11 protein-coding genes and 1 tRNA gene are annotated in these 14361 nt (G+C 65.5%); 10 read left to right on the forward strand and 2 right to left on the reverse strand.

Going from position 1 to position 14361, the window contains the following annotated elements; genetic code table 11:
- Positions 1-68: 68 nt before the first annotated feature.
- Positions 69-674: an HdeD family acid-resistance protein gene (locus FHU31_RS22390; protein ID WP_167162563.1), complete on the reverse strand. Its 606-nt coding sequence runs from the start codon at positions 672-674 to the stop codon at positions 69-71.
- 199 nt (positions 675-873) lie between these two features.
- Here FHU31_RS22390 and FHU31_RS22395 point away from each other — a divergent pair, with 199 nt between their 5' ends.
- The 9 genes from FHU31_RS22395 (at position 874) to FHU31_RS22435 (ending at position 13408) form a co-directional block, all read left to right on the forward strand.
- On the forward strand, positions 874-1776 hold the full coding sequence (locus tag FHU31_RS22395) for an ABC transporter substrate-binding protein (RefSeq protein ID WP_167162565.1): 903 nt from the start codon (positions 874-876) through the stop codon (positions 1774-1776).
- A 32-nt stretch (positions 1777-1808) separates the two neighbouring features.
- The gene (locus FHU31_RS22400; RefSeq protein WP_235632691.1) at positions 1809-2693 is read left to right on the forward strand and encodes an amino acid ABC transporter permease; all 885 of its coding nucleotides are present in this window, start codon (positions 1809-1811) and stop codon (positions 2691-2693) included.
- A gap of 29 nt (positions 2694-2722) precedes the next feature.
- Positions 2723-3475, forward strand: a complete 753-nt coding sequence (locus FHU31_RS22405; RefSeq protein ID WP_167162986.1) for an amino acid ABC transporter ATP-binding protein — start codon at positions 2723-2725, stop codon at positions 3473-3475.
- Between the two features lie 5 nt (positions 3476-3480).
- Positions 3481-4620 carry a MacS family sensor histidine kinase gene (gene macS / locus FHU31_RS22410; RefSeq protein WP_409371251.1) on the forward strand — a complete coding sequence of 380 codons (1140 nt, stop codon included), beginning with the start codon at positions 3481-3483 and terminating at the stop codon, positions 4618-4620.
- Entirely contained in the window at positions 4581-5273 is a 693-nt protein-coding gene (locus tag FHU31_RS22415; protein WP_167162567.1) for a response regulator, read from the forward strand. Before macS ends, FHU31_RS22415 begins: the two co-directional genes overlap by 40 nt.
- 44 nt (positions 5274-5317) lie before the next feature.
- Positions 5318-7069, forward strand: coding sequence for a DUF2339 domain-containing protein (locus tag FHU31_RS22420; RefSeq protein ID WP_167162569.1), 1752 nt, complete (start codon positions 5318-5320; stop codon positions 7067-7069).
- Positions 7070-7116: 47 nt separating this feature from the next.
- Positions 7117-7608, forward strand: coding sequence for a Dps family protein (locus tag FHU31_RS22425; RefSeq protein WP_167162571.1), 492 nt, complete (start codon positions 7117-7119; stop codon positions 7606-7608).
- Positions 7609-8589: 981 nt separating this feature from the next.
- A complete protein-coding gene (locus FHU31_RS22430; RefSeq protein WP_167162573.1) occupies positions 8590-10566 on the forward strand; it encodes a glycosyl hydrolase 53 family protein in 1977 nt (658 codons plus the stop codon).
- 733 nt (positions 10567-11299) lie between these two features.
- Positions 11300-13408: a cellulase family glycosylhydrolase gene (locus tag FHU31_RS22435; protein ID WP_167162575.1), complete on the forward strand. Its 2109-nt coding sequence runs from the start codon at positions 11300-11302 to the stop codon at positions 13406-13408.
- Positions 13409-13469: 61 nt separating this feature from the next.
- On the opposite strand, the gene FHU31_RS22440 is transcribed toward FHU31_RS22435, so the two are convergent.
- Positions 13470-13546, reverse strand: a tRNA-Leu gene (locus tag FHU31_RS22440).
- Positions 13547-13663: 117 nt separating this feature from the next.
- Between FHU31_RS22440 and FHU31_RS22445 the strand changes: the two genes are divergently transcribed.
- Positions 13664-14275: a two-component system response regulator PdtaR gene (locus tag FHU31_RS22445; protein ID WP_167162577.1), complete on the forward strand. Its 612-nt coding sequence runs from the start codon at positions 13664-13666 to the stop codon at positions 14273-14275.
- Positions 14276-14361 lie beyond the last annotated feature (86 nt).

Below are 14361 nucleotides of genomic sequence, written 5' to 3' on the forward strand. Positions count from 1 at the left end.
CTTTGTAGAACTACGACACACTGTAGTAGCTGAGGGTCCGCACGCGTAGAAAACGTGGTGCAGACAACTCATGACGAGGACTGAGCCGGCTCCTGGCTCAGTCCTCCGCCCAGCGCCTCGGTCAGTTTCTTGGAGGTCGACCGGATGCCGAAGGCGGTGACGACCTCCATCAGACCGATGACCACCAGCCAGATACCGGTCACCAGGGCCAGCGTCGCGATCGAATCGAACGGTGAGGCCAGCACGACGATGCCGGCGATCAGGCTGATGACGCCGACGAAGATGTTCCAGCCCCGGCCGGGCAGGGTGGGGTCGCTGATCGCCGAGACCGCGGTGGCCACACCCCGGAACACGAACCCGACACCGATCCAGATCGCCAGCAGCAGCACGGCGTCGTAAAGGTGACGGAAAGACAACACCGCCAGGATCAGCGATGCCGCGCCGCTGATGAACAGCAGTACCCGGCCGCCGGCCGACACGTGCAGGCTGAATGCGAAGATCACCTGTGCGATACCGGTGATCAGCAGATAGGCGCCGAAGAAGCTGGCTGCGACGACGATCGAGATCTTCGGCCAGGCGAGCACTGCGGCGCCGAGTGCCACCGCGAGAACGCCCGAGACCAGGGTGGATTTCCACAGGTGTGGCAGCAGGCTTGGGGGAGCGACGGTTGTCATATGCGCAGTCTCCCACAGCGTCAAACACCGCTGGACGATTACGGCACACCATGATCAGAAGATCGTTAACCTTCGGTTACCGGCGCTGCGAGCTGGGGCCACTGTGGTTAACGTCTTCGCCTTGGGGCACAAAGATGTCGGAAGTCGACGCAGGTGGATGACCACCGACGAGGAAAGAGGAAACGTGTCAGTTGGATGTATGAGTCGCCGGACCAGGGTGTGGCGCGTGGCGGCGGTATTCGTCGCCACGGGTGCACTGGCCCTGTCGGGTTGCGCCAAGAATGAGGACTCCGCCGCACCGTCCTCCACGACCAAGGCCGCGTCGGCGGAGAAGGTCGAATCCATCGCCAACACCGTTCCCGAGGCGATCAAGTCGTCCGGCAAGCTCGTGGTGGGCGTGAACATTCCTTACGCCCCCAACGAGTTCAAGGATGAGACCGGCAAGATCGTCGGCTTCGACGTCGACCTGGTCAACGCGATCGCGGCCACTCTGGGACTGCAGGCGGAGTTCCGCGAGTCCGATTTCGCCAAGATCATCCCCGCGGTGCAGGGCGACACCTTCAACATCGGGATGTCCTCGTTCACCGATACCAAGGAGCGGGAGCAGGCGGTCGATTTCGTCACCTACTTCTCGGCCGGTATTCAGTGGGCCCAGCCGAAGGGCGGCTCGATCGACCCGAACAACGCCTGCGGCAAGAAGGTGGCGGTGCAGGCCACCACCACCGAGGAGACCGACGAACTGCCTGCCAAGAGCAAGGCGTGCACCGATGCCGGCAAACCGGCCATCGACATCCTCAAGTTCGACAGCCAGGATGCCGCGACCAACGCGGTGGTGTTGGGACAGGCCGACGCCATGTCGGCGGACTCCCCGGTCACGCTTTACGCCATCAAGCAGAGCAACGGCAAGCTGGAGACCGCCGGGGAGACCTTTGAATCCGCGCCCTACGGCTGGCCGGTGAAGAAGGGCTCGCCGCTGGCGCAGTCCCTGGTGCAGGCGCTGCAGCATCTGATCGACAACGGCACCTACAAGCAGATCGCCGCCAACTGGGGTGTCGAGCCGGGCATGATCGACAAACCGGTGATCAACGGAGCGATCAACTGACCACTACCGATGCTCCGGAGGCTCCACCGGTAATACACGCGGTGCCCCTGCGCCACCCATGGCGGTGGGTGGGGGCGGCGGTGATCGTTGCGTTGACCGCGCTGTTCCTCTACGGCGCGGCCACCAACGACGCCTATCGCTGGTCGGTGTACCGCAAGTACCTGTTCGACCAGCGATTGCTCGAGGGTGCGTGGAACACCTTGCAGCTCACCATCTATTCGATGGTGCTGGCGATCCTGCTCGGCATCATCCTGGCGGTGATGCGGCTCTCGCCCAATCCGGTGTTCCGGTGGGTCTCCTGGGTGTTCCTCTGGATCTTCCGCGGTACCCCGGTGTACGTGCAGCTGGTGTTCTGGGGCCTGTTCCCGACCATCTACAAGAACCTCCAGCTGGGTATCCCGTTCGGCCCGACGTTCTTCACGTTCAACCTGCAGTCACTCTCGATTCCGTTCCTGCTCGCGGTCATCGGCCTCGGTCTCAACGAGGGCGCGTACATGGCCGAGATCATCCGTGCCGGAATCTCCTCGGTGCCGGAGGGACAGTCCGAAGCCTCGACGGCACTGGGCATGTCCTGGGGCATGACCATGCGTCGCACGGTGTTACCGCAGGCGATGCGGGTGATCATCCCGCCGACCGGCAACGAGATCATCAGCATGCTCAAGACCACCTCGCTGGTGACGGCCGTGCCGTACTCCTATGACCTGTACGGCATCGCGGTGCGCGATATCGGTGGCCGGATCTTCGAACCCGTGCCGATGCTGATGGTCGCCGCGACCTGGTATCTCGCGGTCACCAGCGTGCTGATGGTCGGTCAGTACTACCTGGAGCGGTACTTCTCCCGGGGCGCCTCGCGCAAGCTGACCACCAAACAGCTTGAGGCACTGGCCAAAGCACAAGCCGGGACAGGTGGAATGTGACAGTGGAAAACTCGGCTCCCGCGCAGCCCATGGTCAAGGCCGAACAGGTCTGCAAGAGCTTCGGCGCCCTGCAGGTGTTGAAGGGCATCACCCTGGAGATCGGCAGGGGTGAGGTGCTGGTCTTGGTCGGGCCGTCCGGTTCGGGCAAGTCGACCTTCCTGCGCTGCATCAACCATTTGGAACAGGTCAACGCCGGACGGCTGTACGTCGACGGCGAACTCGTCGGGTATCGCGAGCGGGGCAGCAAGCTGCTGGAGATGAGCCCGAAGGACGCGGCCAAGCAGCGTCGCGAGATCGGCATGGTGTTCCAGCATTTCAATCTCTTCCCGCACCGGACGGCGCTGGAGAACATCATCGAGGCACCCGTCCACGTCAAGGGGATGAAGCGCGACGCCGCGGTGGCGCGGGGCAAGGATCTGCTTGCGCAGGTCGGGCTCGGTGAGAAGGCCGATGCTTACCCGGCCCAGTTGTCCGGCGGTCAGCAGCAGCGGGTGGCGATCGCGCGGGCACTGGCGATGAGCCCCAAATTGATGTTGTTCGACGAACCCACGTCCGCGCTGGATCCCGAGTTGGTCGGGGAGGTGCTCGGGGTGATGAAGAACCTCGCCAGCGAGGGCATGACCATGGTCGTCGTCACCCATGAGATGGGTTTCGCCCGTGAGGTCGCCGATAAGGTGGTGTTCATGGACGGCGGTGTCGTGGTGGAAAGCGGTGCTCCACGTGAGGTGCTGACCAACCCTCAGCACGAACGCACGAAAGCCTTTCTGTCCAAGGTGATGTAGCCGCGGTGCGCAGCATGTCCGACCCGGCGGCCCCGCTGTGGCGGGCCGCGCAGGTGTTCAGGCTGTTCAGCTGGGTCTACGCGGGCGTGTTCTTCGTGTCGAAGAACTCCGAGCTGGATCGCCCCGTGCTCGGCATGGTCCTGTTCGGTGTGCTGACGGTGTGGAGCGTGGCGTGCGCGGTGGCGTATCTGCGCGGGTTCGGCCGCAACCGCGTCTGGGTGCTCGCCGAGGTGGCGGTGGTCGTGGTGCTGATGGCCACCACGCCGGTGGTCGCCTCCGCGCAGTGGACGTCGGCCAACCAAGCCTGGCCGACCACGTTGTGGGCCACCAATGCCGTTGTCTCGTCGGCGATTCTGGCCGGGCCGGTGCCGGGCATGGTCACGGGTCTGATCGTGATGGGCACCGCGGCGGCGCTGAAGGGCACCATCGCCGTCGATCTGGTGCGCACCCCGACCATCCTCATCGAGCTGGCGGTGGGGCTGGCTGTCGGCATGGCGGCCAGCACTGCCCGGCGCGCGCACGCCGAACTGGAGCGGGCCACCCGCCTGGCCGCGGCGCTGGCCGAACGCGAACGCCTGTCCCGGCAGGTGCACGACGGTGTCATGCAGGTGCTTGCCCTGGTATCCCGGCGGGGTCGCGAGATCGGGGGTGAGGCAGCGCAACTGGCCGAGGTGGCCGGTGAGCAGGAGCGGGCGCTGCGGCGGTTGGTCAGTGTCGCCGACACCGCGCAGGTCGGGGGCATATCGGTGACTGATCTCGGTGCGCTACTGCGCGGATATGCCTCCGACCGGGTCGCGGTGAGCTTGCCCGCTGCCGCGGTATACCTCGACGCCCGGGTGGCCGACGAGGTGCTGGCCGCCGCCGTCAATGTGCTGACCAACGTCGAGCGGCACGCCGGCCCGGGCGCGAAGGCTTACGTGCTCCTGGAGGACCTCGGTGGATCGGTGGTCGTGAGCATCCGCGATGACGGCCCCGGTATCCCGGCCGGTCGGCTGGCCGAGGCCGAGAACGAAGGGCGGGTCGGGGTGTCGAAATCCATTCGGGGACGGATGCAGGCATTGGGCGGCGATGCCGTCCTGACCACGTCGGAGGGTGGCGGGACGGAATGGGAACTGACGGTGCCACGGGAATCGACAGCGCGATGACGAGCATCATGGTGGTCGACGACCACCCCATCTGGCGGGACGCGGTGGCACGCGATCTGGCCGAGGCCGGGTTCGAGGTGGTGGCCACCGCGGATGGTGTCGGGTCGGCGCGGCGGCGGGCCGGGGCGGTCAAGCCCGATGTGGTGGTGATGGACATGCGACTGTCCGACGGCACCGGTGCGCAGGCCACCCTCGAGGTGCTGGCGGTCTCGCCGGCGTCACGGGTCTTGGTGCTGTCCGCCTCAGATGAGCGCGACGACGTACTGGAGGCGGTGAAGGCCGGCGCCACCGGCTATCTGGTCAAGAGCGCGTCCAAGGCGGAGCTGGGTGACGCGGTCCGCGCCACCGCGCAGGGCCGGGCGGTGTTCACACCGGGGTTGGCCGGGTTGGTGCTGGGGGAGTACCGGCGGATCGCGCAGAACCCGCAACCCGGCCCGGCCGGCCCCAGCCTCACGGACCGGGAGACCGAGATCCTGCGGTACGTGGCAAAGGGGTTGACCGCCAAGCAGATCGGCGAGCGTCTGTCGCTCAGCCACCGCACCGTGGAGAACCACGTGCAGGCCACCTTCCGCAAGTTGCAGGTGGCCAACCGGGTCGAGCTGGCCCGTTATGCGATCGAGCACGGCCTGGATCGCGAACCCGAAGTCGAGTAGTCCTACTCATCCGCTGGATCCGCACCCGCGTCACGATGGCGGGTATGACCGAACCCCAGCAGGCTCTCGTCCGGCTGTCGGCCGAGTTCGCCGCCATCGCCGGCCAGTTGACCCGTGCCTCCGCCGAGTTGTACGACCTCGGTGTCCGGCTCAACGGCCAACCTGCCGTGCCCGCGCCGGTGTATTGGCCCTACCCGCAGCAGCCGCAGCCGCAGCCGCAGCCGCAGCCACTGCCACTGCCACTGCCACAACCGGCGCCGGTGCCTCGGGAGCCGACGAATTGGATCGGCAAGGCGCTCGCCGCGGCCGGGGTCGCGGTGACGCTGATCGGGGTGGTGCTGCTGGTCGTGCTCGCCGCCCAGGCCGGTCTGCTCGCCCCGCCCGTGCGGGTGGCCGGTGGCGTGGTGCTGGCGGCCGCCCTGGTGTCCTGTGGCTTGTGGCAGCGGTCGCGCCCCGGAGGGGCGGTGGGCGCCATCGCGCTGGCCGCCACCGGCATTGCGGCCGCCTATATCGATGTTCTTGCGGTCACGACCATGTACGACTGGCTGCCCGCGCCGGCCGGGCTGGCGGTGTCGGCAACGGTGGGCGGCGGCGGGCTGCTGCTGGCGCGGCGTTGGGAGACCGAACAGCTGGCGCTGCTGGTCTTGGTGCCGTTGATCGTGCTGGCGCCGATCGTGGCGGGTGGTATCACGCTGCTGCTGGTGGGTTTCATGCTCGCGCTGTCGGCGGCGACGCTGCCGGTACAGATCGGCCGGGACTGGCTGTGGATGTTCGCGGCCCGCACGGCGGCCGGTAGCGCGCCGGTGATGCTCGCGCTGGTGGGCGTGGCGTTTGGCTCGGGCCACGATGCGTGGCTGGCCGGGGCGTGCGCGCTCGCGGCGATCCTTGCCTTGGGATCGGCGTTGGTGGTGTTGCCGCACAGCACACATCGTGGAGCGGTGGCGCTGCTGGCGGCCGCGGGGGCGCTTCCGGTGCTGGCGGTCGGGGCGGCGGTACACGAGGTGGTCGCGGCCCTGATGGCGGCCGCGTTGTCGGCTGCGGTGCTGGCGCTCGTGCTGTCGGGGCACCGGATCCCCGGGGTGACGACGCCGGTGCGTCAGGTGTGGACCGCGTTATCGGCCATCTGTGCACTGGTGGCCGTCGGGGTGGGTTTCGCCGCACCGGTGGCCGGGCCGGTACTGCTGGCCATGGCGATACTCGCAGTGGTGGCGGGCCGGCACAGCGTGGCTGCGCAGTGGTCCGCGGCGCTGTTCGGTGGTTTCGGGGGGCTATATCTCTTGTCGATGGCCGGACCGGCCACCTTGACGTCGGCAACGGTGCTCACGGCACCGGACGCGGTGTCGGTGCTGATCTCCAGCGTGCTGCTGGGTGGCTACGCGGGCGCGCAGTGCTGGGCGGCTCGGTCGCGCCTCGACGGTGACCGCGGGCGACTGCTGCTGGCCGGAGCCGCGGCCGTCCTGGTCTATGCCGTCACCGTGTTCACCGTGACGGCCGGCGTTCTGATAGCGGGCCCTGGGGGCGGCTTCCTGGCCGGGCAGATGGCTGCGACCATCTGCTGGATCGCCCTGGCGGCAGCGCTGTTCGGCTACGCGGCCCGGCGGGCCCGTGAGGACCGCTCACTACCCATCGGTGCGGGGATGGCGCTGGTCGCCGCTGCCGTGGCCAAGCTCTTCGTGTTCGACCTGGGCACGCTCGACGGCATGTTCCGGGTGGCCGTGTTCATCGTGGTCGGCCTGGTGTTACTGGGTATGGGTGCCGGTTATGCCCGGCTGTTGAGCCAGCAGCACCGGAACTGATCGATATTTTCTGGAATCATTCCAGAAAATGTCGGGTTGCACCGTGTATGACCACGTCAACTCGCCGCACCGAAACCGATGTCAAGGGATTCCAGGCTTCCGCAGCACTGAGCGCCCACCTACAGCAGGTCCTGGTCGACCTGATCGAACTGCATCTGCAGGGCAAGCAGGCGCACTGGAACGTCGTCGGCACGAACTTCCGAGATCTCCATCTGCAATTGGACGAGCTCGTCGACTTCGCACGTGCGGGCAGCGATACCGTCGCCGAGCGCTTGCGGGCACTCGATGCGGTCGCGGACGGCCGTTCCGACACCGTGGCCGCCACCACCACGCTGCCGGGGTTCCCTCCATACGAGCGCGGCACGGCAGAGGTGGTGGACCTGATCGCCACACGTATCTATGCCGCAGTGCAGACGCTGCGCGATGTACACGACGAGGTGGACGGCGAGGATCCGACCACCGCGGACATCCTGCACCAGTTGATCGACGGCCTGGAGAAACTGGCCTGGCTCATCAAGTCGGAGAATCGCAAGGTGTGAGCCGAATCGGCGAGGCGCCGGATCGTAGTGACACGTCGCCATTTGTGCTTGCTGAGCCGTGGTGACCCCGAAATAGCGTTGGCCGAGGCGGGGTCTTCGTCCCCGGCGTCAGCCAACCGACGACGGAGCCCGATCTCGCGCCGGTCGTGGTGCCTGGCGCCGTCGTGACCGCACGGTGTGGACTGTCGACCGTGTCGGTAGCCGAGGGTGGACGGTCGGTGCCGGAAGGATCCGCACGGCTGCTGTGCCGGCAACAATCTCCCCTGGCGAGGATGCCGATGACGGCCCTGGGGGCCGTGGGGGTGGCCATCGGCGCCGGTCGCGCGAGGGGGCGACCTGCCCCGGGCCGGGTATCCGGAGTGCGATGTCTCTCACATGCCAGGATCGGGCCTCCCGAGGCGGATCGCCAAGGGGTATCGGCAAATGTTGTCCAGGACGGTGTCGGGGTGGATGTCCGTCGAACATACGACGGTGATTGCGTGTTTGCCACGTCGGCATGCTTGGACGTTGATGAGAGCCGCCAAGAAGGCCGCTGTGCTGAGCTGTATGGAAACCGTTGCGCGCCTGTGATTCTGCTGTGATACGGATCACTTCGGCTGTTAGTCAGGCGCAGCTGCTCTGGGCTGAATCTTTGCCATAAGTCGACTAATGCGTATCGAATAAGTTTGTCCTTAATCCCGTGGGAAATTTGCCTAACTTGGTGAAATCGGAATGTCGGAATGGTGCCGAAAATTACGCTTGAGTAATCTCGCGAAAAAACTGGCGGAACCGTCAATAGGCGTGCAATATCCGTGTCCTGACATCGAATCGCACTGCATCGGAACAGGAGTCACCATGGGGGAGCCCGTGCATAAGCCGGTCAAAAAGGTCGCCACGCGCTGCGCTATTGCGGTGACAGCAACGGCACTAATAGCAGGATCGCCGGGCCAATTCACGTCGCCAGTGTCCTTGCCAGCCATCAGGCATGCGTCCTATGACATCGTGAACACGGCCGCCGTTGACGAGCAGGCCGCCACGGTCGGAATAGCCGAGTCCTACCTTTATTACGAGGTGGCCAATGCCACCACAACGGCGGAACGGCAGTCCCTGATCAACAAGGCGCTGGATGCCCTGCAATCGGTGGGCGCCAGTGACGTCCGGATCGGCATTCCATGGAACGCGGTCGAGACCGCGGACGGAAAGTACAACTGGTCCGTCACCGACATGATCGTGTCGGAGGCGCAGAAGCGCGGAATGGGCATCCTCGCGTCCATCAGTCATGCGCCGTCCTGGGCGGGTGGCGGTATCGGCAGTGCCCATCCGAGTACCGATCAGGCAGCGGCGCTCTCCCAATTCGCTTCGCAGTTTGCGGATTTCACCTCGGTTGTGGCCAATCGCTACTCCACGGGAGATTTCGCCGGCGCGATCTCGTCCTACGAGATCTGGAATGAGCCCAACGGTGCCCTCGAGTGGAATCCGTCGGACCCCGCGGCGTACACCGCCATCTTGAAGGCCGCCTACACCGCCATCAAGGCCGTCAACACCGATATCAAGGTCATCGGCGGAGTAGTGGGAGCGGGGTGGGGAGTCCCGGGCCTGTCGGTCGACCCGGTGGGCTTCGTGGCGGCCATGTACGCGGCGGGCGCCAAGGACTTCTTCGATGCGTTGTCGTTTCATCCCTACAGCCAGAGCTTGCCGTTCAGTTCCGGTGTCAACGCCACCCTGCCCGGTGGATTGTCCGCCGTTCAGCAGGTGAAGGCGATCCGGGCACTGATGGCCGCCAACGGCGACGATGACCTGAAGATCTGGATCAGCGAGTACGGCTATTCGACGGTGGGCGGTTCGGAAGCCGAGCAGTTGAAGCAGGCCAAGTTCATCGCGGACCTGATCAACTACTGGCAGACGTTCGACGGCGGCGGCCCGATCTTCCTGTACACCGCCCACGACACCTATCCGAACAGTTCCAACGCCGAGTACAACTTCGGACTGTTCACCTACAACTGGGTGGCCAAGTACGCAGCGGGGATCGTCAAGCAGTTGATCGCCAATCCGTCGGCGGTCATCGATTTCCCGGGGACGCTCCCGGGCGCGGTGACGGGGACGCTCAGTGCGCTCGCACAGCAGGTCGCCGCGGCGGTCAACCAGATCGTCAACGCCGTCGCCGGCGTCGTCATGTCCCCGGTGAAGATGGCCCTCAACGTCGCGAGTTCGATCGCCAATGCGCTCGCGAATCTGAAGAAGGCGCTCACGAGGACGTCGACCACCACCGCTGCCAAAGCCGGTGCGACCGTGTCGGCGCTCAGTGTCGCGGCCGCGCCCGTCGATGCGACGACGGCCGAGGCCGTGACGAACCCGGGGACGTCGGAGGTCGCCAAGACCGCGACGGTGGAGGCGGCGACCGGCGAGGTGCCCGCGAAAGAGTCGGCCACCACGGCGGCGGAGGTGGGATCGCAGCCTGAGGTCGTGACGGAACCCGTCACCGTGACCGAACCCGTCACCGTGACGGAGCCGGTCGTGACAGAGCCGGTCGTGACAGAGCCGGTCGTGACGGAGCCGGTCGTGAAGGAACCCGTCACCGTGACGGAACCGGCAACCGTAGCGGAACCGGTCGCCGCCACCGAACCGGCAACCACCCCGGCGACGTCGGCCGATACGGCCGGCACTGACGACCAGGCCGCCACCGCCACCCAGACGGCTACCGACGTCAAGTCATCGACCGACGCCAAGTCCGGCGCCGATCGACCGCGTAAGACGTGGCGGTTCGGCCCGCGTCACGTCGCAAAGAGCGATACCGCGGCGGCGGCCGACGGTTCCGAGTCCGGCTCCACGGGTGTCAAGTCCCGCCCCGGTCTCCGCTGGCCCAAGCCGAAGCCGCGGGCGACGACCACCACCGGGGCGTCCGGTGGGTCGGATTCTTCGGAGTCGTCCCACACCGCGAGCGCAACCTCGGGCAGTGGAAGCGGCGGATCCGCCGATTGAGAAGCAGGGGAGGAACGAAGGGCCGCGACATACTCGCGGCCCTTCGTTTTGGGGCCGGCAGGACGCGTTCCCGCCGTCGACGGGAACGCGTGACCCGCCCCGGTGGGCGTTCGGATCCCTCACTCGCCGATTCCCGGTGGCGTTGAACCTCATCCTGCGGCTTCGGTCCGGGAACGTGCCGGCCAGCAACCGGATTGACCCCCTCCCACATGTCAGGATCGGCGCGCCGAACGGTCGGCGACACGCAGCTGCTGGCAAACGTTGCCTCGGGTCATCGCGGCGGCGGGCATGGGGGTGGAGCGAACTTCCGTTCAACTTTGCCAAGTCGGTCCTCGGAGGGTCGGCTGGAACGTTCGAAGCAGGCGCCATTCGGCGGGAAGTGGCGAGCGCAAAGCTAGAACCTGCGAGGTTGCTCCGCGCCGCGGGCTGGGGTCACTCTCGGGAACGGCGATCGCCCATGTTTGCCCCTTTGCCATAACCCGGATTATGGGGACGCATTCGGATATTTCCGCATGGGTCAATTGTTTGCCTAAATTACGCAGTTTCGGCTAAGCGCTTTGGCGCATTTATTACCGCTGGGTAAGTTATGCAATTACCCGTCGGTTCAGTTAATTTGCGAGCAATGTGCAGGCAAGGCACAGGTGTCCCGATCTGCAGAAGAAACGAGGTGGTCGAAATGTGGAGACATGCTCCTCGACCGGTGCGCGGCGTGATGGTGCGCGCAGTAATAGGGTTGACCGCCACAGCAATGATCGCGGCGACCGGAAGTCATTTCGTCATGCCCGACGTGAAGCGTGTCGCGTCGTACGACATCCTCAACGTCGCCGCGATTGACGACTCCCCGTCGACGGTCGGCATTTCCGAGGGCTCGGACTGGTATTACGCGGTGAACGACGCCCTCTCCAAACCGGGCATCACGGCAGCTGAGATCGAGGCAATCCGGGCGGACGTCGACCAGCGACTCCAGTCGATGTTGGATATCGGTGTCACGAACGTTCGTGTGCTGGTGCCGTGGGCCAACATCGAACAGAAGGACCCGAGTCTCTCGCAGAGCACCCGGAACTGGAACGCGCTCGACATGATCGTCAATGCCGCGAATGCCAAGGGTATGGGCATTCTGGGCGTGCTCAACTCGACGCCGGTGTGGGCTACGGAGTCGACGCCGATCAACGGTCAGCCGACGGACGTCAACGACTTCGCCGATTTCGCCAAGCAGGTGGCTCTGCGCTACGGCGACAAGATCAGCGCCTACGAGGTCTGGAACGAACCGAACGCCTTCATCTTCTGGAATCCGGTGGACCCGGTCGACTACACCACGATGTTGAAGGCGACGTACACCGCACTCAAACAAGCCGCCAGTCAGCTCAACATCGACATCTCCGTGATCGGAGCGGTGGTGGGTGCCGGTTCGACGTGGGGCAATTTGACGATGAACCCTGTCGACTTCGTCACGGCGATGTATAACGCAGGGGCAAATGGCTACTTCGACGCGCTGTCATTTCACCCTTACGACTATTATGCGAAATTCTCTGACGGCAACGTTGCATTGTCGCAGGCTCAGCAGCTGCGCGAACTGATGGATTCCTATCTCGCGCCGGGCCAGGAGCAACTGAAGTTGTGGATCAGTGAGTACGGGCTTCCGACGAACCTGGTTTCCGAAACAGCGCAAAAGGACTTTATCACCGACTTCATCAACTTCTGGCAGACCGTCGCGGGAGCGGGACCCATCTTTCTGTACACCACACGGGACACTGCGGGGGCCGGTGAGGATCTCAACAACAATGAGGCACACTTCGGGCTGTTCTACGAGGACGGGACACCGAAACCCATCGCTCTCGTCCTCAAAGAGCTGATCCAGTCGCTGCAGCCGACCACACCGACCGAACCTTCGAACCCGGTGACATCTGTGCTGCAGCTGCTCGGACAGCTGATCAACAATGTGCTGAGCTTCGTGCCGAATCTGATCAGTGCCCTCGTGACCTCGGTGGTCACCGCGATCACCCAGATTTTCAAGGGATTCGGCGGGCAGACGGCCACCGCGACGGCTCTGAGCGCTGCCCGCACGGCCACGGTAGAGGGGGTCTCCGCGGAGACGGTGGAGTCGGCGGCTCTCGCCGGGGACAAGGTCTCGACGGCTGGTGAAGAGGCCAAGTCCGGCGAATCCGAGGCCACCACCGAGGCGGCTACCACCGAGGCGGCCACGACTGAGGTGGCGGCCACCGCCACCGAGGTGACCGAGCCGACCACCGTCACCACCGAGGCGACCGCCGTCGAGGCCGAGAAGGTCGACACGGTCGAGGAGTCGACGACCACGACACCGGCGGCCGAACCGGTCGGGACCGCTGTCGAACCCGTCGACACCACCAAGGTGGACACCACCAAGGTCGACGCCACGAAGGAAGCAGAAGTTCCCTCAACAGGTACCGACACGACGACGAAGCCCGACACGACGACGAAGCCCGACACGACGACGAAGGACGACACCACCGAGTCGGAGACCACCAAGGCGGGCACGTCGAAGGATGACGCCAAGGGCGATACCAAGCCCGACAGCACGACCGATGGCAAGGCCGGCGATACGCCCAAGCCGGCTGCCGCGTCCGGCAGTGCCGGAGCCGACAAGAACGGCGAGGGTGCAAAGGCCACCCGCGAGGGATCGAAGGCCGGTCACCCCGAGCGCGGTACGAAGCCCAAGGATGGGGTCAAGGACAACGACGGGGTCAAGTCGGTCAAGCCGGCTCGCCACGGTGCGGCTGCAACGTCCGCTACCGCGTCCAAGTCCGACGATGGGGGCACGAAGGCCGGGGCGTCCGCATCTTCGGGTTCGGGCGGCTCCGAGTAGGGAAACAAGGGAGGAAATGAGGGGCCGCGGCGACGCGGCCCCTCATTCTTTATGTCTGTCCTGGTGCCCTCGGTGAGATTCGAACTCACACTGCACGGGTTTTGAATCCGTTTCCTCTGCCAGTTGGGATACGAGGGCCTGCACTGGTGCGGGTTACCACCATAGAGGATGGCCGGACCGGTCCCAGATCCCGGGCCGACGCGCCCATTTAACCCCGAGGTCGCTCATCGCCGTCCTTCACGAGACAATGGCGGAATGACCGACGCTCCTACGCCGCGCCGTGTCCTCATAGCCGAGGACGAAGCACTGATCCGACTCGACCTGGCAGAGATGCTGCGCGAGGAGGGTTATGAGGTCGTGGGGCAGGCCGGCGACGGCCAGGAGGCTGTCGACCTGGCCGAGAGCCTCAAACCCGACCTGGTGATCATGGACGTGAAGATGCCGCGCCGCGACGGTATCGACGCGGCCTCCGAGATCGCCTCCAAGCGCATCGCGCCCATCGTTATCCTGACCGCCTTCTCGCAGCGCGAGCTCGTCGAACGGGCCCGTGACGCCGGGGCGATGGCCTACCTGGTCAAGCCGTTCTCCATCACCGATCTGATCCCCGCCATCGAGGTCGCGGTGAGTCGGTTCAGTGAGATCGCGGCGCTGGAGAACGAGGTGGCGAGCCTGTCCGACCGGCTGGAGACACGCAAGCTCGTCGAGCGGGCCAAGGGTTTGCTGCAGGCCAATCAGGGCATGACCGAACCCGAAGCGTTCAAATGGATCCAGCGCGCGGCGATGGATCGGCGCACCACCATGAAACGGGTCGCCGAGGTCGTCCTGGAAACACTCGACCCGCCCAGCGGCGAATCGTCTTCTGCCTGATCCCTGTGGACGGCCTGGGTTAACACTGCGTTTCCGGTCCTGCGCGACACCAGCTCGCGGTACCGACGCGCCGCGGGCAATCGTTC

This window comes from Mycolicibacterium fluoranthenivorans (assembly GCF_011758805.1).
Classification (GTDB): domain Bacteria; phylum Actinomycetota; class Actinomycetes; order Mycobacteriales; family Mycobacteriaceae; genus Mycobacterium; species Mycobacterium fluoranthenivorans.

Excerpts from the sequence above, each read along its gene's own strand:
- FHU31_RS22425 (WP_167162571.1), top strand. The coding sequence starts at position 7,117 with ATGACCACGTCAACTCGCCGCACCGAAACCGATGTCAAGGGATTCCAG.
- FHU31_RS22415 (WP_167162567.1), top strand. The coding sequence starts at position 4,581 with ATGGGAACTGACGGTGCCACGGGAATCGACAGCGCGATGACGAGCATC.
- FHU31_RS22390 (WP_167162563.1), bottom strand. The coding sequence starts at position 674 with ATGACAACCGTCGCTCCCCCAAGCCTGCTGCCACACCTGTGGAAATCC.
- FHU31_RS22395 (WP_167162565.1), top strand. The coding sequence starts at position 874 with ATGAGTCGCCGGACCAGGGTGTGGCGCGTGGCGGCGGTATTCGTCGCC.
- FHU31_RS22420 (WP_167162569.1), top strand. The coding sequence starts at position 5,318 with ATGACCGAACCCCAGCAGGCTCTCGTCCGGCTGTCGGCCGAGTTCGCC.
- FHU31_RS22405 (WP_167162986.1), top strand. The coding sequence starts at position 2,723 with ATGGTCAAGGCCGAACAGGTCTGCAAGAGCTTCGGCGCCCTGCAGGTG.
- FHU31_RS22445 (WP_167162577.1), top strand. The coding sequence starts at position 13,664 with ATGACCGACGCTCCTACGCCGCGCCGTGTCCTCATAGCCGAGGACGAA.